This is a genomic window from Bremerella alba, from assembly GCF_013618625.1.
Lineage (GTDB): Bacteria > Planctomycetota > Planctomycetia > Pirellulales > Pirellulaceae > Bremerella > Bremerella alba.
This window is the reverse complement of record NZ_JABRWO010000019.1, coordinates 14,415-36,407: the sequence shown is the minus strand read 5'-3', so window position 1 is coordinate 36,407 and position 21,993 is coordinate 14,415. Positions and strand designations below refer to the sequence as shown.

Below are 21,993 nucleotides of genomic sequence, written 5' to 3'. Positions count from 1 at the left end.
TCAGATCGCTCTAAGTCGTGCTGTCGGTACACAATGAAACCCAACAATATAGCAGAGTGCTTGCATGGCCGTCGAGGTCACCTACGGCCCGCCAACAGAACTATCCCCCCTCTTGTTCTCTGCCCCTTGCAGCAAGAGGGCGCGGGGAACGATATCCTGAGCGGCGATTGAGTTCTTTTGCGGCTTGTTGGGCCGTTCTAATTGACGGGTTCGGTCTTCTGGTAAGAGCCGAGCACTTCCAGCCGCAGAGACTTCTTTTCCAACGCAGAGACCGTTCGCCGGATCTTGAGTTCGCTACAGTGCCCCTCCATTTCGACGAAAAAGAGGTACTCTTCCGGAGAGTTGGCCACCGGGAACGATTCGATCCAGGTCAAATTCAGGCGGTTCTTCTTAAAGAGGTTCATGGCATCGGCCAACGCCCCCGGCTTGTGCTCAGTTTGAAAGAGCAGGGCCGTCTTGTCGTTGCCCGTCTTGGGGCCAATTTCGTGCGAGATCACAGCGAAACGGGTAATGTTGTTCGGGTTGTCCTCGATGTTCGAGGCGATCGTCTCCAAGTTGTAATTGATGCCTGCGGCACGACTTGCGATCGCGGCAGCGCCCTCTTTCTGGGCGGCTAGTTGGGCGGCGGCGGCGGTGCTGGTCATCTCAATCGGTCGGGCAGCCGGCAGGTGTTTGGCCAGCCAATTGCGGCACTGCGACAGGGCCTGGGGTTTGCTGAAGACCTCTTTGATCTGCTCGCGGTTGCACTTGGCAAGCAGTTGATGGTGGATGTGCAGCTTCACTTCGCCGCAGATCTTGGTCGGATGCTTGGCGAACATCTCGAGCGTGTCGGTAACGCGGCCATCGTTCGAGTTCTCGACCGGAACGAGCCCGAAATCGGCTTGATTGCGTTGAATCTCCTCGAAGACGGTCGCAATGGTCGCGACCGGGCTGTAGTCGGCATTGGCCCCGAACTTTTCCACGGCAGCCTGGTGCGAATAGCTGTATTGTGGCCCCAGATAGGCAATCCGCAGCCGCCGAGAAGCGCTCCGGCATAGGCTCAAGATCTCTTGCAGCGCCGGCGAGATAGCCTCTTTGGACAAGCTCGTTTTGTTCGACTTGAGCAGCTTTTGAAGCTCGGTCTCTTCACTGCTAAGCTGCTGTTCGATCGTCTTGCCGGGCTCGGCCTGGACGAGCTTCTGGCAGGTATCGACGCGTTTGGCCAGCAGCGTGAGGATCTGCTGATCCATCTTGGCGAGCGTCTTTTGCAGTTCGGTCGAAGGGATCTTACGAGGTGTCTTGGCCATCGGGCGGTGCCTGATTTATGAGAGTCTTGGCATCAAACCGGCGAAGGCTTGATGCAGGGAGTCGTGTTTGACGGGGGAGGTTGAAAAGCCTTCGGTGTCTATCGACCGTTAAAAAACGAGGACAGGCGGCAGTCTAAGCATCATAACTTATCTTTCTCCGCCATAAACCTAGTTCACAAGAGACTTTGTGGCATATTGCTGCCATTTTGGCAGAGATTTCCGGTCGATTCGTCGGCTGCTGGGCAATTGCAAAAAATGACGTTTGTCTAAAGTGCTGACATGTAAGGAGTTATGGAATAACAAGTGGCTTACTGGACAGTTTTGGCATACCTCTTGCAATTAGCTAGATCCATCTCGTGCCTCGGCCAGTCCCGGCATGAGTGATTGATGAACCGCTTGTCCTGAGTTCACGCTCAGGCTCTTAACATAAAAACGTCTGACGCCCACTGGGCGCGATAATTACGAAGGAAAGAGGTACCACTATGGCACAAGGCGAAGTGATTATTGGGATCGACCTGGGTACCACCAACTCGGTGGTCGCGGTCATGGAAGGTTCGGAAGCCAAGGTTATTCCGAACGCCGAGGGAAGTCGGCTCACGCCGAGCGTGGTTGGTTATACCGACAAAGGGGAAGTCCTTGTTGGGGAACCGGCTCGTCGTCAGGCAGTGACCAATCCTACCAAAACGGTTTACTCCATCAAACGCTTCATGGGTCGTCGTCACAACGAAGTCGGCTCGGAAGAGAAGATGATTCCCTATAAGGTCGTAGGCGATGCCGACGACTACGTCAAAGTTCAAATTGGCGACAGCGAGTTTACTCCACCAGAAGTTTCGGCCAAGGTTCTGCAGAAGCTCAAAGCAGCCGCCGAAAGCTACCTGGGACACAAAGTCAGCAAGGCCGTGATCACGGTTCCTGCTTACTTTAATGACGCCCAGCGTCAGGCCACCAAAGACGCCGGTCAGATCGCCGGACTCGAAGTTGCCCGTATCATCAACGAACCCACCGCAGCCGCTTTGGCTTACGGCTTGGGTAAGAACAAGGCCGAGAAGATCGCCGTGTTCGACCTGGGTGGTGGTACGTTCGATATTTCGATCCTGGAAGTCTCGCCACCAGAAGATGGCGACGACGGCGGTCGAACCGTTTTTGAAGTGATCAGCACCAGTGGTGATACCCACCTTGGTGGTGACGACTTCGACGAGAAGCTGATCAACTACGTGGCCGAGCAGTTCGAGAAGGACAACGGCATCGATCTTCGCAAAGATCAAATGGCCCTACAGCGTCTGCAGGAAGCCTGTGAAAAGGCGAAGAAGGAACTCAGCGGTCAGGCCTCGACTGACATCAACCTGCCGTTCATCACGGCGGATGCATCGGGTCCGAAGCACTTGCAGCTGACGATCAGCCGTAGCCAGTTCGAGCAGATGACCGACGACCTTATCGAACGTTGTCGCATTCCGGTCGAAAAGGCCATGAAGGATGCCAACCTGTCGCCCAGCGATATCGACGAAGTCGTGCTGGTCGGTGGTTCGACGCGTATCCCCAAAGTCCAAGAGATGGTCAAGAAGATCTTCGCCAAGGAACCACACAAAGGTGTGAATCCAGACGAAGTCGTGGCCGCAGGTGCTGCCATCCAAGGCAGCGTGTTGGCCGAAGGTGGTCGTAAGGACGTGCTGCTGTTAGACGTCACGCCGTTGTCGCTGGGTATTGAAACGCTCGGCGGTGTGTTCACCAAACTGGTTGAACGCAACACGACGATTCCGACCGAGAAGAAGCAGACCTTCAGCACGGCCGACGACAACCAGGCCGCCGTGACCGTTCGCGTGTTTCAAGGTGAACGCCCGATGGCTACCGACAACCGCTTGCTCGACGAGTTCAACCTCGACGGTATTGCTCCGGCCCCACGTGGTATGCCACAGATCGAAGTCAAATTCGACATCGACCAGAACGGTATCCTCAACGTGGGTGCCAAGGACCTGGGTACCGGCAAAGAGATGAAGGTCGAGATCAAGCAAAGCTCAGGCTTGTCGAAGGAAGAGATCGATCGGATGCAGAAGGACGCCGAAGAACACGCCTCGGAAGATAAGCGAAAGCGTGAACTGGCCGAAGCTCGCAACGAAGCCGAATCGAACTGCTTCCAGCTCGAGAAGCTGATCAAGGACGCCGGCGACAAGATCACCGAAGACGACAAGGCTCCATTGGAAGCCGCGATCAACAAAGTTCGCGAAGCTGCCAAGGGAGAAGACGTCGAAGCGATCAAGTCCGCCATCAGCGAACTGGAAGCTGCTTCGCACGCGGTCAGCAAGATCCTGTACGAAGCCGCCGCCGCCAACAATCCGGAAGCTGCCGCTGAAGGGGAAGCCCCCAGCGGAGAGGCCAAGGATGGTGGCGACGACGACGCCATCGACGCCGAGTTCGAGGTCAAGAAGGACTAACCTTCAAGATCAAACGATGCTCGGAAAAAGCCCGAGCATCGCGAACCACCGTTTGTGATAATCAAGGGCTGGGGCCGCAAGGCACCCGGCCCTTTTTATGGACTGATGGAACGATGCCGCGAAACCATGTCAGCCCCAAAGGGGCGACCGTTAATAGCCAGGGGCGGAAGCCCCTGGTAAAGAATCAAGAATCAACGTAAGCCCCAACGGGGCGTCCGAAACAAGGACTCAACAAGATGCCCCAATCGTTCGCCCGCGTTTACATCCATTTGATCTTCAGCACAAAGAATCGCGAACGATCAATCCACAGGGATTGGGCTCCACGATTGAATCAATATTTGATCGGAATCCTCCGAGAGCGTAAGTGTGAACTACTTGCGGCAGGCGGCGTGGAAGATCACATGCATTTGTTGATCTCGATGTCGCGTGAGATCGCGATTTCCGATCTCGTTCGCGATGTGAAATCAATTTCGAGTCATTGGATACACACGACAATTCCAGGCTCACGTGCGTTTGCCTGGCAACAAGGATATTCCGTATTTTCGGTGAGCTATTCGGGTTTGGATGACGTAAAAGAGTATATCGCGCGTCAGGAAGAACATCACCGCAAGCGTTCGTTTCGCGAGGAGCTACTCATGTTTTTAGAGAAGCACGGAATCGAGTATGACGAACGTTATTTATGGGATTGATATGCCATCAAATCGGACGCCCCGTTGGGGCTTGGATTCGCTTGGATCACAACCAGGGGCTTCCGCCCCTGGCTATTAACGGTCGCCCCTTTGGGGCTGGCAAGTCGGCAAAGGTTGAACGGCGGGGCTTAATCAATCGCTCTCGCTGAACACTGAACGGAATCGAGTAGGTCGAACGGTATTTGTGGGATTGATACTCCATCAAATCGGACGCCCCGTTGGGGCTTGGATTCGCTTGGATCACAACCAGGGGCTTCCGCCCCTGGCTATTAACGGTCGCCCCTTTGGGGCTGACAAGTAGGCAAAGGTTGAACGCCATAGCATGATCAATCGTTCCGGCAGAAAACTGAAAACTGAAAACTGAACCTGGGAGCGTCACCAAAAACCCCGCCCCATTCAACATAAAAGGACCTAATCATGCCTCCACAATTCGATAAGTACACCATCAAGGCTCAGGAAGCCGTTCAGCTGGCTCAGCAGATGGCGACCCAGGCACGCAATACGACCTTGTCGCCGTTGCATTTGCTTGCGGCCCTCTTGAAAGAGGACGGGGGGATCGTTCGCCCGTTGCTTGAGAAAATCGGGGCCAACCGTGGGCAGTTAGAGACCATGGTTCAGGCCGAGATCGAACGTCTGTCGACGGTGACCGGTGGTGATGGGCAACTTCGTCTCTCCGGCGAACTCGATCAGGTCTTTCAGGCCGCTCAAAAGCAAGCCGACACGATGAAGGACGAGTTCGTCTCGACCGAGCATCTCATGTTTGCCCTCTCGCAGGTTCCCTCGAAAGTGAAGGACCTGCTGCAGGTCAACGCGGTCACCGAGAAAGACATTCTGGCGGCCCTGCAGGAAGTCCGTGGAAACTCGCGGGTGACTTCGCAGAGCCCTGAAGATACCTTTCAGTCGCTGCAGAAGTACGGCATCGACCTGGTCGAGCGAGCCCAGAAAGGGAAGCTCGATCCGGTCATCGGTCGCGATGATGAGATCCGCCGCACGATTCAGGTGCTCTCGCGTCGTACCAAAAATAACCCCGTGCTGATCGGGGAACCAGGCGTCGGTAAGACAGCCATCGCCGAGGGTCTGGCACTCCGCATCGTGCAAGGCGATGTTCCGCAAAGCCTGAAAAACAAACGCGTCATCGCGCTCGATATGGGGGCTTTGGTCGCAGGTGCGAAGTTCCGCGGCGAGTTTGAAGAACGCCTGAAAGCGGTGCTCAAGGAAGTTCAAGATTCGCAAGGCAGCGTCGTGCTGTTCATCGACGAACTGCACACCGTTGTCGGAGCCGGCAAGGCCGAAGGGGGTGCCGATGCGGCCAACCTGTTGAAGCCTGCGTTGGCTCGTGGCGAGCTACGCTGTATCGGGGCGACCACGCTGGACGAGTATCGTCAGTACATCGAAAAGGACGCGGCGCTCGAACGCCGTTTTCAGCCGGTGTATGTGGGCGAACCTTCGATCGAAGACACCATCGCCATTTTGCGTGGGCTCAAGCCGCGTTACGAAGCGCACCATGGCATCAAGATCAAGGACTCGGCGTTGGTCGCGGCGGCCAAGCTTTCCGATCGCTACATTACCGATCGGTTCCTGCCGGATAAAGCCATCGACCTGGTCGACGAAGCTTCGAGCCGTTTGGCGATCGAACTGGAAAGCGTACCAGCCGAGATCGATCAGGTTCAGCGTCGTTTAACGCAGCTGCAACTGGCCGACCGTCAGCTGGGCGAAGAAACCGAAGAGGGTGCCATTCAGCGCCGCGAAGAGATTCAAGACGAGATGGATCAGGTCAAGCGGCAACTGGCCAGCCTGCGCGAGCAGTGGGAAGCCGAGAAGCTTGGCATGGGAGACGTCGCTCAGATTCGCGAAGAACTGGCCGCTACCGATCTCGAGTATTCGCGATTGCATGCTTCGATTCAGGAAACGCAATCGGCAGGGCAACCTGTTTCCGAAAGCGACTACCAGCAGCTATTCGAGATGCAAAAGAAACGCGATGCCCTCGAACAGCGAATGGAAACCAAAAACGAGCACGAGGCCGAAAAAGACGAGGCCAAAAGCGAGCGACGTCTGCTGCGCGAGCAGGTCACCGAGGACGAAATTGCCGAGGTGGTCAGCCAATGGACCGGCGTGCCGATTACCAAGATGTTAGAGACCGAACGGGCCAAGCTGTTGGTGCTGGAAGAACGTCTGCATCAACGCGTGGTCGGTCAGGAAGAAGCGGTGGTCGCCGTGGCCAACGCGGTGCGTCGTAGCCGCAGCGGTTTACAGTCGGCTAATCGCCCGGTCGGTTCGTTCATTTTCCTGGGCCCTACCGGTGTCGGTAAGACCGAACTGTGCAAGGCCTTGGCCGAAGCGTTGTTCGACGACGAACACGCGATGGTCCGTATCGATATGAGCGAGTACATGGAACGTCACGCCGTCAGCCGGCTGATCGGGGCACCTCCCGGGTACGTCGGCTACGAAGAAGGAGGCAAGCTGACCGAAGCCGTTCGGCGGCGTCCTTACAGCGTGATTTTGCTCGACGAAATCGAGAAAGCCCATCACGATGTATTCAATATTTTGCTGCAAGTGTTGGATGATGGCCGCTTGACCGACAACCATGGTCACACGGTCGATTTCACCAACACGATTGTGGTGATGACGAGCAACATCGGTAGCCAGGCCATTCAGCAGATTACTCAGGAAGGGGGCAGTGACGAAGAGATTCGCGATGCCGCCCAGGCCAATCTGCGAACGAAGTTCCTGCCGGAGTTCCTCAACCGTGTGGACGACATCATTGTCTTCAAGCCGTTGGTGAAGCAGCAGATTCGTGCGATCGTCGATTTCCAAACCCAAGGTCTGGCCCAGCAACTGGCCGAACAGGGAATGGAATTGGCAGTCAGCGACGCGGCCAAAGACGCGCTGGCGGAAGAAGGATTCGACCCGCTGTATGGGGCCCGCCCCTTGAAGCGAGTCATCCAGAACCGCCTGCAAAACCAGCTGGCCACGCTGCTGTTGAAGGGAGACTTCAAAGATGGCGACCGAATCACCGTCGGCTACGACGGCACCGAGTACACCTTTACTCGGTCCGCCGCCGGAGCCAGCAGTGTTGAATCGGCGTAACTAACGCAGGGCCTCACGCGGAAGCAGGTGACGGTGCTGGTACCAAGTACTCGACCCGCGTTCGCGCGGGCCCTACCTTACTTTTGACTGGGGACGCGATTTGGAGTATTTTCCAGTCGCGTCCCCAATTTGTTTCTTGCGGCTGGGTATCTGAGGAAGCTCAACCATTCAGTCAAGCTTTCTTAGGGTGTGCCACTGCCGCCCTCGGCAGTGCGAATATTAAGTTTGTTCGGCCATATTCAACAGGTTCTTTCCATTTGATGGAATTTCTTAAAAGCTGTCCCGCTCCGACTCAAATCTTTACGATGAAGCTATGAAGCGTTCAATACCGCATCGGAAGCAAGTGAAGCACTATGAAGGGGCAGGGCACCTCCACGAATTGACGTTTTCAACTTATCTTAGGCTTCCACTTTTGACGAGTGATCCGTGGCGAAAGATTGTGGCATCTAAGCTGAATGCCGGTTGCGAGTTGGCTCGATTCGATTTGATCGCGTTTGTGTTCATGCCCGAGCATATCCACTTATTAGTCAGCCCAAAGGATTCTTCGGCTACGGTGAGCAATCTCCTCGCTTGGACCAAACGGCAGTCGTCTATTGAAATTAAGCACCTCTTGATTCAGTACGAATCCCCATTGCTCGCGAGGTTGACGATCCAGCAACGTCCAGGTCGTCAGTGTTTTCGGTTCTGGCAAGAAGGTGGCGGATTCGACCGAAACTTATTCAGTCCCGACGCGATTGCTGCAAGTATTAACTACATTCACAACAACCCGGTGAAGCGTGGGCTTTGCAACCGAACAACCGACTGGAAATGGTCGAGTGCCAAGTTCTATGAAGATCGAACCACACAGTCGGAGTTGCCTGATTTGACCCTGCTCGATCCAAGTTGGTTACATTCTTCCGGATTTCAAAACGAGAATGGGCAATAGACTGACTTGCCGCTTCACACTGCCGAGGGCGGCAGTGGCACACGATAAGAACGCTCAACGGTCCCAATTCGTTGTAGGCCCCTCGTCACGCGGCCTTACTTGCCGGCAGCGTTGGGGCGGCAGACGCGGGGGTAGGTCAACGCGAAGCCCATTGCGTTGTATCGTGTGAGGTGTACCGGGGCTCGACCAATCGCTTTGGCGTCTCGTTTGATCAGGTAAGTTCCCATGAAGCAGTCTCGTAAGGTTTGGCGCTCGGAATCTAAACCTAGCCAAAACAGATCCAGGAAAAAGTTGAACGGGCCCAGGATCCACATCAGCATTCGCCCGGTCATTACCAACAACGAGGGTGGCCCTCCTTGAGCAGAGACAATGTTGATCCCCAGCAGCCAAAAGCCAAGTGTCCCAAACCGAGAGCGTTTGATGGGGACAAGATAGACCCAGATGGAAATCAGGTAGATGGTCCAGAATGGAATGTTGGGATCATCCATTTGAAGCAGGTCAAACTTCCACAAAGTAGTCACGAGGATCCACAACGGAACCCCCACAACGATCATGACGAACGAGTCAATCAAGTAGACGAGCAATCGCCTACCGATTCCAATGTAGTCGCTTGGGTCATAGAAGTCCGCTTCACCCAGTGAGTTGTCCGACAAGCTTCACTCCCTATCTATTTATCTAAGCAAGGCCATGAGCCAACCTCGCGATAAAGTAACTCCTCGACGCTCTTACTCATCTGCTGCTTTGTTGGCTACCACCGTGTTCTCTTCCGGCTCTGGGCCGCTGCCTGGTTGTAGGTACCAGGTTCGCGTGGCCGGGCCGTGCACCAGCAGGTTGCCACGCACGGTCACATCGTTGGGGCGTTTGAAACGATCGCCGCCGGCGGTTACCAGCACCAGGTGCGGGCGGTTCTCGTTCGCTCGGGCATCAATCGTGTTGTCTTCGATCACTACGTTGGTCGAATCGCTGAGCACCATGATCACGCCGTTGTTTTGCCGGTGCGAGCCAAGCGTGATCGTGTTGTCCCTTAACAAGATCTTGTTGGACCGGTCTTCGACGTGCAGGGCCTCGCTGCCATAGTTGCGGATGTCGCACCGCTGGACGGTTCCGTCGGTTACGTTCGCAAACCCCACGGCGAAGCCTGCCCCAGCCGTTTGGGATTGATTGTCGCGAAACAGGCAATCTCGCACCACAATGTTTCGCATCGTTCCCCGGGGCGAATTGAATTCGAGATCGGAAGCCCGGTTCTTTTGAAACATGCTGGACTGCACGAGAACATTCTCGACGGTGCCGGTGGCATCGTTGGATTGAAAGAGCCCAAACGTGCAGTCTTCAATGGCGACGCGATCCAACCGTAGCCCATTCAAATGCCCGAAACCAACCTGGATTGCATGGCAATAGGGGCCTCCAAGCTGCTGGGCGTTGCCGTCGATCGTCACGTCGTGCAGGGTGATGTTTTCCAAACTTCCGAACAGCGGTAGCAGGACGACCGGAAATGCTTCGATGCGCTTGACGGTGAGCCCGCTCAGGGTGACGCCGGTGCCGAGCTTCAGCCAGTTGCGAAACTTCTTTTCGCCGCCGGAGGTCGCCAGAAGAAAGCGCGACTTGCCGCCTTGGCCCATGATCGTAATTCCGGCCGGGACCGAGATCGGCTGCTCGGTAAGCTCTAGCCGATAGTCGCCGGCCGGCACGATCAGCGTGTCACCTGATTGCATTTGGTCGAACGCACGTCGCAGGGCAGGGCGATTGTCGGTTTCGCCATCGCCCACAGCATCGATGGGGGCATCGGTAAAGAGGAAGGTCTCGGCAATTGCGGCCTGGGTAACGGTAAAGGTGCAGCAGGCAAGCAACAGGGCTCGAAGAATCATAACGAGGGGGCTTCGGTCTCAGGTAAATGGGCAGTGGGGCGGCACATTACTTTGATGGGAAGCCCCGGCGCTGTCAATCATTTTCAGCGTTTGTAAAGTTGGCAAAAAATATGAAATAAGCACTAGTCATAGACTACACCAGGCTGGTATACCTAAATCTTGCACGGGGACTCTTCCCCAAACAGATTCACTTTCTGAATCGCACTGGTCACAAGCCAGTCTCTTTCAAACCAAATCGAGGTTTGACACCGAGTAAGCATTTCACGCTGGCCGTAGGTCAGTTTCCCCCTAAGCCGTCACGAGTAAAGCCATGTCAGTAACCACCGCAAAACCGGATCAAGACCGGTCACAAACGAGAGACAACGCTCCTCGGGGTGTCGTGCGCGCTGACAAAACCTTCGTGTGCTCGGCTTGTGGGACGTTGGTAGAGGTGCCGGCAAAGGTCGTAGGGCGAATGGTTCAAGCGGTCGAGAATTCACCGCCGGAAGTGCCTGTCGACGAAGCCGTACCACCAGCCAACGATCGGCCTGTAAAACCAGCCAAGCCGCGGGTTTCGGCCTCGAAAAAGGTCCGCCGAATCGACGGGCTCAGGCTGCCATCTGCTGCCGAAATGGAACGCGGGTTCGCGTGGGTCTCGTTTCATCTCAAGCTGCTCGGCCTGCAAGGGAGCGAATTCAAGCGGCTGCAGAAGCGGCTCAAGAAGCATCGACGCACGGCAGCGGCAACGCCGCACACCACCTGCGTCGGTGCAGATCGACCGCGCTGCACGAGCAAGAGAAGCTCGAACCGGCGTGTGCCAAGGGTTCGTCTTCGCGACCATGTGAAGGAGGCCCTGGCAATGAATTGGGGCGATCCGCCGCAACACGCAAGCCCAAAGCATGCCCCCGCCGACATAAGCATGCTGCCTGAGTCAAATCGCGCCAACGAACGCGGCCCGCCGTAACCATCTTGCCGCCTCACCCTCGCAGGAAGAGGGCTAGGGTGAGGTGTTTTTGCCCGATGTTCAATCGAAAACGTTCAATGAAGTTCCGTAAAGGTTAGGAACTTCGATCGCGGCTGCGCTGTGTTCCGGCGGGATGCCCCCTCACCCTTACTCTCTCTGTGCGAGTACGGTGGAGAGGGGGCTGGATTGCGCTGCGCTGTTCAGACCCTGCTTTTTGCTGCGCGAAAGGTTACGCGACGAATTGCATTTGCGGGTCAGGCGAGAGGAGTTCGATTTCCACCGCGGCCAACTCCTGTACCAGGGCAGCATCTGGCCAGGGGCGGCGCAGCGGATCTTTGGCCAGCATTTGGCTGACCAACTTATCGAGCGAGCCCGGAACGTGCGGAACCAGGGACCGAACGTTAGGGGCTCGCTGCGACAGTTGAGCTTGCACGATCGCTTTGGTAGACGTCTGGTCGTACAGCTGACGTCCTGTGATTAGCTCGAACAAAATCACTCCCAGGCTGTAGGTATCGGCCTGGGGTAGTATTGGCACGCTGGTTGTCAGCATCTCGGGCGGAAGATACCGCAGGGTGCCTTGGCGATCGCACTTTCGGCTCGTGCAGGGAAGACTGAGATCAACACGCTGAGCGAAGCCGAGATCGATCAGCGTGGCATGGCCGGTGTTGGAAAGCACAATATTGTCCGGCTTCACATCACCATGAATCCAACGGGCTTCGTGCACGTGCATTAACCCCTGAGCCAACTGCCGCGCTGTCCATACGGCGCTGCTCAGGGGAAACGCTTGGCCGGCGGCAAGAATGTGCGAGAGCGTTTGCCCCCACACGCGCGGCATGACGACAAAGGAGCCAGTCCGAGAATCAATGACCGGAACGATATGAGCCGAAGTGATTTCGCTGCCAGCGTCGGCTTCGCGAGCCATACGCTGGATTAACAGTCGATCCCCTTTGAACTCGGGACGAATCGTTTTCAGCGCAAAGTCCCACCCATTGAAAACGCCTTCGCTGGGACGTGCTCGAAAGACACGGAAGTAGGTGCCTTCGCCCAGTTGCGGTCCAACTTGCCAGGAACCGTACAAGCAGCGTGGCGACCGGCGACGCGTGGGTGAAAACGATGGTGATGTGCCGATAGTCGTCAAAACGTGACTTTCCGAACCAATCCTTGGCCAAAAGACTCCTATGAATACCATCAATATTCGGCCATCGACGACGAAAACTCTGATAGCGGCCTGAGTTGTCCCGTTATCAGGGCCAGACGGGATTTACGGCCTAGGCAGCTTGGGCAAACCAATCACCCCCTTTGGAAAAATGCCTCATTTCAAGTAAGATAGCTAAGGTAACTAGGCCTATTTTTGACACTTTAAAAAGGAAGAAATTCGAATGAAGAAGCTCGGATCCTTGATGGTTCTCGTAGCCCTGACTGCTTTCATCATCGGTTGTGCACCTAAGGGTAGCCCTTCGACCGGTAATCCCAACAGCAACAACACCGCCACGAACACCACGCACTAAGCGTAGTGCCGCGAGGCGTTTACCCCATAAGCATGTCGAACACGAAAAAGACCGCCTGGCATTGGGCCGGCGGTCTTTTTAATTCTCACGGTCTAAGAAGCGTGCTATTCGCTAGAACTGTTCTCGCGTTTAGCGGACTCTAGCTTCTTGATGTCCTCAGGCGAGAGCTTGGGTCGATCGACCTTGATGGTGAGCTTATTGAGCTTGGCCGTCAAAGGAAACGGGGGAAGATAGTCTTTATCATTGACCCCGGTGAGCGTATCGGATCCGATGTCGAACGACTCGTCCCATTGCAGAATCATGGGGATTGATTTGTCCATCTCGATGGTCTGAACCTTTTCTCCATCGACCAGCAATGTGCCGGTTCCGGGACGACCCAGCCCGCTCATGTTGTTGTAGGCCAACGTCCCCACGCCCAGGCCGTCGTACTTGAAGTCGAACGAGACGGTGTGCGTGCCGGGTGCCAGCGGTTTGCTGGCCTGCCATTTGACCCGTTTCAGATCGAGCAGATTCCAAAGAAACGTCGGTTTGCCTTCCAGGAGATAAAAGCCGTATCCAGCGAATCGACCGCCGGAAGTCAGGATCATTCCTTCGGCACCTTCCTTCGGAACTTCGATCTCTGCCGTAATGGTATACGACGAGTTAAGAAGCATCGGCGAGTCGCCTTGCGGGAGACCCGTCATCGCGCGGGTGTAGGTGAACTCGGTCCGGCCTGCCGTGATATTAGGCCGCGGAGCAACAAGCCGGGCACCAACCGAGGCATCCAACGGGAAGACCTGGTACTTGTTGGCCTCTTCGATAAAGACCTGCTTCAGCGCTTTGACTTTGTCAGGGTGCTGATCGGCGATGTTGTTAGACTGACTGAAGTCGGTTGTCAGGTCGTAAAGTTCCAGCACTTGGTTGTTGAGAGGATCGGCGTTGGCAACACCAAACGCCTCCCAAGGGGCCCGATTGACCTTCGTGCTTAGCAGCCAGCCTTCGTGATAGAGGGCCCATTGGCCCATCATTTCAAAGTACTGCGTTTTGTGCTGCGAAGGGGCATCGGCGTTGGCCGTGTCGAACGTGTAAGCCAGGCTCGTTCCTTCGATGGGGGCCTGAGGGATGCCGTCGACCGTTTCCGGGGCCGGAATGCCGGAGACTTCCAGTATCGTCGGAACGATATCAATCACATGGCAGAACTGATGCCGCATGCCGCCGTGATCTTTGATTCGGGCAGGCCACGAGATGGCCATGTTTTGCCGAATACCACCCAGCTTCGACGCGTTTTGCTTGAACCAGGTAAAGGGAGTATCGAAAGCCCACGACCAACCAGCCGACATATGGTTGTAGGTTTCTTCGGTGCCCCACACGTCGTACCACTTCATCTGCACATCGACCGGCAGCATGTTCAGACCATTGAAGAAGGCGACTTCGTTGGGGGTTCCTAGCGGGCCACCTTCGGCGCTGGTCCCGTTGTCGCCGTTGATATAGATGATCAGCGTGTTGTCGAGCTTGCCGATGTCTTCGACCGCTTGAACGACACGGCCGATTTCATGGTCGTTGTATGCGGCATACGCGGCAAAGACTTCGACCTGACGGATGAAGAGCTTTTTCTCTTCCGGCGTGCAGTCGTCCCAGTCCTTGATCACATCGCTCGGCCAAGGCTCGAGCTTGGTATCGGCCGGAATGACGCCCAGTCGTTTTTGATTCTCGAAGATACGTTCACGCAGTTTGTTCCAGCCATCGTCAAACAGGTGCATCTCGCGAATCTTATCGACCCACTCCTTGGTCGGATGATGGGGAGCATGCGTTGCCCCTGGGGCGTATTTGATGAAGAAAGGTTTACTCGGATCGATTTGGTCCATGCGGTGGATGTAGTCGATGGCATCTTCCGACATGGCCGTGACAAGATTCCAATTCTCTTTACCCTCGAAAGGATAAATTTGAGTCGTATTGCGAAACAAGTTCGGTTGCCACTGATTGGCGTCGCCGCCAACGAAACCGTAGAAGTATTCAAAGCCCATGCCGGTCGGCCATTGATCGAACGGGCCAACCTGGCTGGCCGCAAACGCTGGCGTGTTGTGGTCTTTGCCGAACCAAGCCGTCGAGTAACCGTTGTCCTGCAAGATTCGCCCGATGGTGCTTTTGTCTTCGGCGATGATGCTGTTGTAACCCGGGAACCCGGTCGATTGCTCGGAGATAACACCGAAGCCTGCCGAGTGATGATTGCGACCGGTGATCAGCGCTGCCCGGGTAGGCGAGCACAACGCGGTGGAGTGGATGTTGTTGTAACGCAAACCGTTCTTGGCGATCCGGTCCATCGTCGGAGTCGGAATCACACCGCCGAACGTGCTGGGCACGCCAAAGCCGGCGTCGTCGGTAATGATCAACAAGACATTCGGGGCCTGCTTGGGCGGCACAATCCGGGGTGCCCACCAAGGCTTCGAGCTGAGCGCATCGTGTTTGATGTCGCCGCCGAACTTTGCATTAGGAGCCGGAAGTTGCTTGCCGCTGATCGTCGTCGTCGCCGCCGGCGAACCACTCGCTGGGGACGAACTATCTTCGGCATTGGCCGCGTGAAACGTGGTTCCGAGTAAACATAGACTAGCGAGAAGAGAGCGACAAAATAGACTGCAAGAAGAGATGCTGCTCATGGAAATTCCCCCGAATGATGAGCCCCTTGGGATGGTCGTATCTCACTGAAGATACCTCTAGTTGATCCCAGATATTGTGAGCATCACGCGGGGGGAATGCTAGTGAATAATTCGTGAACTGTGCGATTGAAATCAAGTTTGCACGTTCTGCGAGAAGTAGCCATTGCCCCCCCGGGACGTACGATACAAGAAGCGTTTCCTAAGCATTTTTTCCAAAGGATAATGATATGACAATCAAGCGACGTGGTTCGGCAGTGTGGAGCGGTGGTCTGAAAGATGGCAAAGGTGGCCTTACGACCGAGAGTGGAGCCCTCAGCAACTACACTTACGGATTCTCGGCCCGATTTGAAGGGCAGAAAGGGAGCAATCCTGAAGAGCTGATCGGCGCGGCTCATGCCGGCTGCTTCACGATGGCCCTCTCGATGATTCTCGGCGAAGCAGGCCTCACGGCCGAGAAGATGGAGACTTCGGCCGAGGTCGCCCTGGAAAAGGTCGACGATGGTTTCGCGATCACGTCGATTCACTTGGCCCTGACCGGCAAGGTGCCTGGGGCCACGAAAGAGCAGTTCGAAGAACTAGCCGGCAAAGCGAAAGCTGGGTGTCCCGTTTCGAAGGTGCTCGATACCAAGATCACCTTAGACGTGACCTTCGAAGCGTAGCCGCGGCCATGTGTCTCGTATGTCAACTAAAAAAGATGGCAATGGCACGCTTTTAAAATTCTTGTAACGGACCTTAGGTGGTTCGTTGCAGAGAAATGAGCGAGGATCAGACACAGGCAAATTAACTTGGGGCTTCGGTCAGTTTCTGCTTAGCAAGTTCGGCTTGCTTCGATGTCAATACGCCAGCACGAACCATAAGCTCAATTCGCTCAGACTTGGACATCTTCTTGAAGGATTTCTTAGCTTTCCGAATCTTCTTAGTTGAAGATGGCACCGGAAGATTTGAGCGTTTCGCAGGCATCGCTAACCTCTAGTTTGGTGGGGTGATGAAGCCAAAGTCCAAGAATACTTGCTGTGTTACGTACGCAGATTTGAAGGTGAGTATCGTGGGCGATCCAACTTCCCTCCCAAATTCGTTTGCTGCCTGAAGCTGGTACGTAAACGCCCCTTGCTGTATCTACTCGTGAGTTTGGGTCCGATTCTTCAATAACTTTATATGCGTAATCAAAAACGGCTCGGTCCAGTTTTCGATACCTACGAGTGTTTTTCGGCAAATCTTCGCCCGTTAGGTCCATTGTTTCTTGGAACGATTTATAAACCTCTGAAACGTATTTTATATTCTCGGGGTCGGTCAGGTCTAGGCAAAATCCTAGTCGTATTGTACCCGCTACGACCGCCAATGGTTCATTGGCACGATATTCCTCCTTGGAATTCTTGTTTCTCTTCTTTTTAAGTTGTGTTTGTCGGATTTGTGCAAAGTTAAGAGCCTGTTTGGGAGCGTATTCCCAAAAGTAGACTCCCTTACCGAGCCAGTCGTAGTCTCTGTCGCTGGATGTAAATTTCGATATGCGATTAACTAGTCTGAGAGCAACCGATAGCGTTGTGCCGTGGTAACCCACTACGGTCCGATGGTAGTCATTAAATAAAGTCATACACTAGGAAACCTAAACTTTAAGAAGACGTGACAGCGTGCAAACGCGCAGTGCATGCGTTTTGTTCGGATTCTAGCTCTTTCCGAATTACCTTTCAAAACGTTCTCAGAAGAGACTACTTCGTTTCCTTCACGCGAATTCGGCGATACTCCATTTGCCCGCGATCTCCTTCCAGGCCAATGGGTCCGGTCTCTGGCAGCTTGAACGCTTCCTCGAGGACTTCGCCATTGCAGGTGCAGCGAGCCGTGTTGCCGGTGACGGTGACGACCAACTCGTTCCAGTCTTGCGGCTTGTAGTTCTTCAGGTTTTTATAAGGACCGGCGATGGGGTAGTCGCGGCATTGCAACTGAGGCTTACGCAGGAAGACGCCACTGTCAGCGTTGGGAGTAGCCCGGAATTCGAGCTTCAAAACGAAGTCGCCGGGGAACTCGCGTGTGGTCCACATCTGTTGAATGCGGCGACCTTCGGCAGGCGTGGTGACGACGATACGATCGTTGATCGCTTGGTAACGACCATCGACGCTTTCGGTCTGACCGTCGAAGACGATGTCTTCTTCAAAGACAGGCCAGGCAATGTTGACCTTCTTGCCTTTGCGTTCGGGGTTGGCTTTGAACTTCCAGCCGGTAAGGTCTTTGCCATTGAAAAGGCTCTCGAAGCCTGGTTCTGGCTCGAACGAATCGGCTTCGGTTTCGACAAAGCCGAGCGTGGCAAAGATAGGCGTCAGCGCGGCGGCCCACGTCGCGTAGCCGGCCTTGTTGGGATGCAGCAGGTCGGGGAACTCTTCGGTCTTGGCATCGCCCTGTTCGTTGGCGAAAGGAAGCCACGTTTCGAGGACGATCACCTGAGAATCACCATGAGCGAGTTGCTCGTAAAGTTCGTTGATCTTTTTGATCTTGTCGGCAGGGCGGCTCTTTTTGGCAGAGCTAGGAAAGACCTTGCACAAGATGATGGGCATCTCGGGGTCGTGCTTTTTAAGCGCCTCGATAATCAACTTCACGTTCGCCGCGATGGTTTCCGGCTCGGCGTTTTCTTCCAGGTCGTTGGTGCCCATCAGCATGACCACGGCTTTGGGATTTAGGGAGAGGACATCCTCTTCCAAACGCAATAGCATACCACGGGTTGTGTCGCCACTGATGCCGCGATTGGCGACCTTCATGTCACCGAAGCTGCCACCCATGTTGTCGCCCCAACCTTGGGTGATCGAATCGCCCAAAAAGACGACGGCGTTTTGGTCCTTTTCGATCTGCTTCGACCAGTTGCTCCGACGAGCCTGCCAGAGATTGCGGAACCAATCGTAACGACGGACAGGGCCGTCTCCCTGAATGCCATCGTTGGTTTCAGGGATGGCGAAACGGTTGGCCTCTTGGGCTGCCAGTGGCGATGCACTCAACATGCCAACAGCGAAAGTCAAGGCGAGAAGTAAGCGAAGGTGGTGCGGCATGAAGTTTCTTTCACGACAAGGGAAAGGAGAGGGTAGGGGAGTCGGCCATATTATAGTCAAGCCAGAATCGAGACGCATCCGTGTAGGAATCACCGGTCTTGTGCAAATAATTGGATGTTCTTGTCGTATTCAGACAATCTTTATTTGCACCCGCTACGTTATAGGCATAAATTCAATTTAGCGGCCTTTTCGGGGCAGTTCTTATCACGGCGGCGATCGGGGGATCTTTTCATTGGGCCGCAGTTTCAAATGTCCGCCATCTTCTCTTGTACGAGATGGCCGGTCGCCAGCTTACGCTGGATCGTCGCTATTGGTCTGTTGAAATGAATGCTGCACGAGAGCAAAGGGGCTCTCTGCACGATGTCTTCTGATCGTGAGGTAACTTAGAGAATGTCTTGCATGAGTATTTACCGCTGTTTGCCTTTGGCGATTATCGCCTTCCTGGGATTTGCCGTATCGGCCCATGCCGAGGACAAGAAACCGAACATTTTGTTGATCGTCTCGGACGATACTGGCTTCGGAGATCTGGGCCCGTACGGTGGCGGCGTCGGTCGCGGCATGCCGACCCCCAACATCGACCGGATGGCCGCCGAAGGGATGACCTTTTTCTCGTTTTATGCTCAGCCAAGCTGCACCCCAGGGCGTGCCGCAATGCAGACGGGGCGTATTCCTAATCGCAGCGGAATGACAACAGTGGCGTTTCAAGGCCAAGGGGGCGGTTTGCCTAAGGCCGAATGGACGCTCGGTTCGGTCTTGAAGACGGCCGGCTATCAAACCTATTTCACCGGCAAATGGCATTTGGGCGAAGCCGATTACGCGTTGCCCAACGCCCACGGTTACGACGAGATGGAGCACTGCTTCCTCTATCACTGCAACGCCTACACCTATGGCGATCCGACCTGGTTCCCCGACATGGATCCTAAGCTGCGCGAGATGTTCGACAAGGTCACCAAAGGATCGATGTCTGGCAAAGCTGGCGAGCCTGCCAAGCAAGACTGGAAGGTCAACGGTCAGTATGTCGACACGCCTGAAAAGGGTGTCGTGGGCATTCCCTTCATGGACAAGTACGTCGAGCAATCGGGTATCAAGTTTTTGGAGCAAGCGGCCAAGAACCCCGAGAAGCCGTTCTTCATCAACGTCAACTTCATGAAGGTCCATCAGCCCAACCTGCCGGCCCCAGAATTCAAGCACAAGTCGCTGTCGAAGTCGAACTACGCTGACTCGGTGGTCGAACTAGACACACGCATCGGCCACATCCTCGACAAACTGCGTGAGCTGAAGCTGGACGAGAACACCTTGGTCTTCTACACGACCGACAACGGTGCCTGGCAAGACGTCTACCCCGACGCCGGCTACACGCCATTTCGTGGCACCAAGGGTACCGTTCGTGAAGGTGGTAACCGTGTGCCAGCCATCGCCATGTGGCCAGGCAAAATCAAGTCAGGCGTTCGCAACCATGACATCGTGGGCGGCTTAGACCTGATGGCCACGTTTGCCTCGACAGCTGGCATTGAGTTGCCCAAGAACGACAAAGAGGACAAACCGATTTACTTCGACAGCGTCGACATGACACCGATTCTGACCGGAAGCGGCAAAGGCGAACGTGATTCGTGGTTCTACTTCACCGAAGACGAACTGACACCAGGGGCTGCCCGGGTTCGTAATTACAAGGCCGTGTTCAACCTGCGTGGCGACGACGGTCAAGAAACAGGCGGCTTGGCCGTCGATACCAATCTTGGCTGGAAGGGTGCCAAGGCTTACGTGGCGACCGTGCCGCAGATCTTCGACCTTTATCAAGATCCGCAAGAACGCTACGACATCTTCATGAACAACTACACCGAACGCACCTGGACGATGGTCACGTTCAACGATGCGATCGTGAAGTTGATGAAGACCTACGTCGAGTACCCGCCACGCAAATTGCAAAGCGAAACGTACACCGGGCCGATCACGCTCTCGGGCTATCAGCGCTTCAAGTACATTCGCGATCAATTAAACAAAGAGGGCGTCAAAATCGGATTGCCGACCGGCAACTAAGATTTGAATAACGACGGTCCGATTCGATGCGTGACATCACGTATGGTTCAGCCAAATAAAAGCCGCCGGTGGATTTTCCATCGGCGGTTTTTTTCAATACCACGACGTCCAACACAGGCTTTTCGAGAGTGATTGGCTTGGCTCGAATCGCTGTCGAACCCCTTTTCTCACGCGTATCTAGTGACAACGCCCGCAGGAAGACTCTGCCGCCTGTAACTATCGCGATGGGCGGGAAGCTTCGCTAAGGCGAGCTTTAACGCGGGGGATAGTTGCCTTGAGTATGTTTGCGGCTTAAGATAGCGTTTTTATCTTCAAATTCTAGGGTTTTCCCCTCGCAAGCATTCCTCGAAGGATCTTTCCCTTGAATCGTCTTCCCAAATTGCTGCTGGTTTTGTTGGTCGCCACGACGTTTGCCAGTTGCCGCGCCAAGACCGAAAATCAGGCAGCCGGCAGCGGTGGTTACGAGTTCCCGATTGAAGCGGGCAAGTATCGGATTCTCGGGATTCGCACCGACAATACCGACCATGCCCGGGCCAAGCAGAACGCCGAATCGGCGATCGCCAACAATCCGAATTTGAAAGCGATGGTCGGGCTGTGGGCTTATAACCCGCCGATGATCTTGAGTGCTGTCGAAGGGGCTGGCAAGACAGGCGAAATTCAGGTCATCGGTTTCGACGAAGACCCGATCACGCTCAAGGGAATTGAAGACGGCAAAGTGCACGGCACGGTCGTTCAGCAGCCGTTTGTCTTTGGCTACAAGTCGGTCGAGTTCCTCTCGGCTTTGGCCCGCGGCCAGTCGCTTGATATTCCCGATAGCAATTTGATCTTCGTGCCGTTCAAGTCCATTCGCCGAGACAACGTCGAAGAGTTTCAGGCCGAACTCAACCGCATCAAAGCTGGCAACGGAACGCCACCTCCGCACAACAAGCCAGACTACGATACGAGCGAGAAAGTAAAGATCGCCTTCCTGACCAACACGGTCGATCCTTTCTGGAACTATGCCGAAGAAGGTGTTCGCGTCGCCGAGCCGATTTTCAATGCCGAGTGCGAAGTTTATCATCCGCCCAATGGTTCGCAGGAAGAGCAGAAGCGATTCATCGAACGCAAGATCGGCGACGGCAGCCAGGCGTTGGCTATGAGCCCAAGCTCGCCGGCAAGCCAAACCGGCTTGATCAACAAAGCGGTCGAGGCGTTCGACGGTAACGTGATCTGTCACGACTCGGACGCACCCAGCAGCGAGCGCAAGTTTTATATCGGCACGCATAACTATCTCGCCGGCCGAGAAGTGGGCCGCCTGGTAAAGGAAGCCATTCCTGACGGCGGCGATGTGATGATCTTTGTTGGCATGATGGAGCAGCTCAATGCCCAGGAACGCAGTGCCGGTGTGATCGACGAGTTAATGGACAAGCCCATCCCTGCAGACATCGCCAAGTACATGCCTAAAGAGGAAGCCCCTGCCCCGAAGAAACCGGCAGAGGAACCTTCTGCCGAGCCCTCTGCCGAGCCAACGCCGATGAAGGAAGAATCCTCGACGGAAGCGGAGAGCTAGAAGCCGGATG

16 protein-coding genes are annotated in these 21,993 nt (G+C 55.1%); 9 read left to right on the top strand and 7 right to left on the bottom strand.

What is annotated here, in order from left to right:
• Window positions 1–197: 197 nt before the first annotated feature.
• The gene (gene pheA / locus HOV93_RS24050) at window positions 198–1,286 is read right to left on the bottom strand and encodes a prephenate dehydratase (RefSeq protein WP_207399109.1); all 1,089 of its coding nucleotides are present in this window, start codon (window positions 1,284–1,286) and stop codon (window positions 198–200) included.
• Between the two features lie 482 nt (window positions 1,287–1,768).
• Between pheA and dnaK the strand changes: the two genes are divergently transcribed.
• The 4 genes from dnaK to HOV93_RS24030 all read left to right on the top strand — a co-directional run bounded on the left by dnaK (window position 1,769) and on the right by HOV93_RS24030 (window position 8,416).
• A complete protein-coding gene (dnaK, locus tag HOV93_RS24045; RefSeq protein ID WP_207399108.1) occupies window positions 1,769–3,715 on the top strand; it encodes a molecular chaperone DnaK in 1,947 nt (648 codons plus the stop codon).
• A gap of 236 nt (window positions 3,716–3,951) precedes the next feature.
• On the top strand, window positions 3,952–4,404 hold the full coding sequence (tnpA, locus tag HOV93_RS24040) for an IS200/IS605 family transposase (RefSeq protein ID WP_207399107.1): 453 nt from the start codon (window positions 3,952–3,954) through the stop codon (window positions 4,402–4,404).
• Between the two features lie 417 nt (window positions 4,405–4,821).
• Entirely contained in the window at window positions 4,822–7,491 is a 2,670-nt protein-coding gene (clpB, locus tag HOV93_RS24035) for an ATP-dependent chaperone ClpB (protein ID WP_207399106.1), read from the top strand.
• A 313-nt stretch (window positions 7,492–7,804) separates the two neighbouring features.
• Window positions 7,805–8,416: an REP-associated tyrosine transposase gene (locus HOV93_RS24030; RefSeq protein WP_207399105.1), complete on the top strand. Its 612-nt coding sequence runs from the start codon at window positions 7,805–7,807 to the stop codon at window positions 8,414–8,416.
• A gap of 95 nt (window positions 8,417–8,511) precedes the next feature.
• Here the strand turns inward: HOV93_RS24030 and HOV93_RS24025 are convergent, their stop codons facing one another.
• Both HOV93_RS24025 and HOV93_RS24020 read right to left on the bottom strand, forming a co-directional pair.
• On the bottom strand, window positions 8,512–9,069 hold the full coding sequence (locus HOV93_RS24025) for an RDD family protein (RefSeq protein WP_207399104.1): 558 nt from the start codon (window positions 9,067–9,069) through the stop codon (window positions 8,512–8,514).
• Between the two features lie 72 nt (window positions 9,070–9,141).
• On the bottom strand, window positions 9,142–10,281 hold the full coding sequence (locus HOV93_RS24020; RefSeq protein WP_207399103.1) for a right-handed parallel beta-helix repeat-containing protein: 1,140 nt from the start codon (window positions 10,279–10,281) through the stop codon (window positions 9,142–9,144).
• 310 nt (window positions 10,282–10,591) lie between these two features.
• Between HOV93_RS24020 and HOV93_RS24015 the strand changes: the two genes are divergently transcribed.
• Window positions 10,592–11,224, top strand: coding sequence for a hypothetical protein (locus HOV93_RS24015; RefSeq protein WP_207399102.1), 633 nt, complete (start codon window positions 10,592–10,594; stop codon window positions 11,222–11,224).
• Between the two features lie 229 nt (window positions 11,225–11,453).
• Here the strand turns inward: HOV93_RS24015 and HOV93_RS24010 are convergent, their stop codons facing one another.
• The gene (locus tag HOV93_RS24010) at window positions 11,454–12,362 is read right to left on the bottom strand and encodes a serine/threonine-protein kinase (protein WP_207399101.1); all 909 of its coding nucleotides are present in this window, start codon (window positions 12,360–12,362) and stop codon (window positions 11,454–11,456) included.
• A 241-nt stretch (window positions 12,363–12,603) separates the two neighbouring features.
• On the opposite strand from HOV93_RS24010, the gene HOV93_RS26265 reads away from it, so the two are divergent.
• Window positions 12,604–12,732, top strand: coding sequence for a hypothetical protein (locus HOV93_RS26265; protein ID WP_261358660.1), 129 nt, complete (start codon window positions 12,604–12,606; stop codon window positions 12,730–12,732).
• Window positions 12,733–12,836: 104 nt separating this feature from the next.
• Here HOV93_RS26265 and HOV93_RS24005 read toward each other — a convergent pair whose 3' ends face one another.
• Window positions 12,837–15,365 carry an arylsulfatase gene (locus tag HOV93_RS24005; protein WP_207399100.1) on the bottom strand — a complete coding sequence of 843 codons (2,529 nt, stop codon included), beginning with the start codon at window positions 15,363–15,365 and terminating at the stop codon, window positions 12,837–12,839.
• Between the two features lie 227 nt (window positions 15,366–15,592).
• Between HOV93_RS24005 and HOV93_RS24000 the strand changes: the two genes are divergently transcribed.
• The gene (locus tag HOV93_RS24000; RefSeq protein ID WP_207399099.1) at window positions 15,593–16,024 is read left to right on the top strand and encodes an OsmC family protein; all 432 of its coding nucleotides are present in this window, start codon (window positions 15,593–15,595) and stop codon (window positions 16,022–16,024) included.
• A gap of 257 nt (window positions 16,025–16,281) precedes the next feature.
• On the opposite strand, the gene HOV93_RS23995 is transcribed toward HOV93_RS24000, so the two are convergent.
• On the bottom strand, window positions 16,282–16,956 hold the full coding sequence (locus tag HOV93_RS23995; RefSeq protein WP_207399098.1) for a hypothetical protein: 675 nt from the start codon (window positions 16,954–16,956) through the stop codon (window positions 16,282–16,284).
• A 115-nt stretch (window positions 16,957–17,071) separates the two neighbouring features.
• Entirely contained in the window at window positions 17,072–18,397 is a 1,326-nt protein-coding gene (locus HOV93_RS23990; protein ID WP_207399097.1) for a GDSL-type esterase/lipase family protein, read from the bottom strand.
• A 399-nt stretch (window positions 18,398–18,796) separates the two neighbouring features.
• Between HOV93_RS23990 and HOV93_RS23985 the strand changes: the two genes are divergently transcribed.
• The gene (locus HOV93_RS23985) at window positions 18,797–20,434 is read left to right on the top strand and encodes an arylsulfatase (RefSeq protein ID WP_207399096.1); all 1,638 of its coding nucleotides are present in this window, start codon (window positions 18,797–18,799) and stop codon (window positions 20,432–20,434) included.
• Window positions 20,435–20,795: 361 nt separating this feature from the next.
• Complete coding sequence (locus HOV93_RS23980; protein WP_207399095.1) at window positions 20,796–21,983, top strand: substrate-binding domain-containing protein; 1,188 nt, start codon at window positions 20,796–20,798, stop codon at window positions 21,981–21,983.
• Window positions 21,984–21,993: the final 10 nt, after the last annotated feature.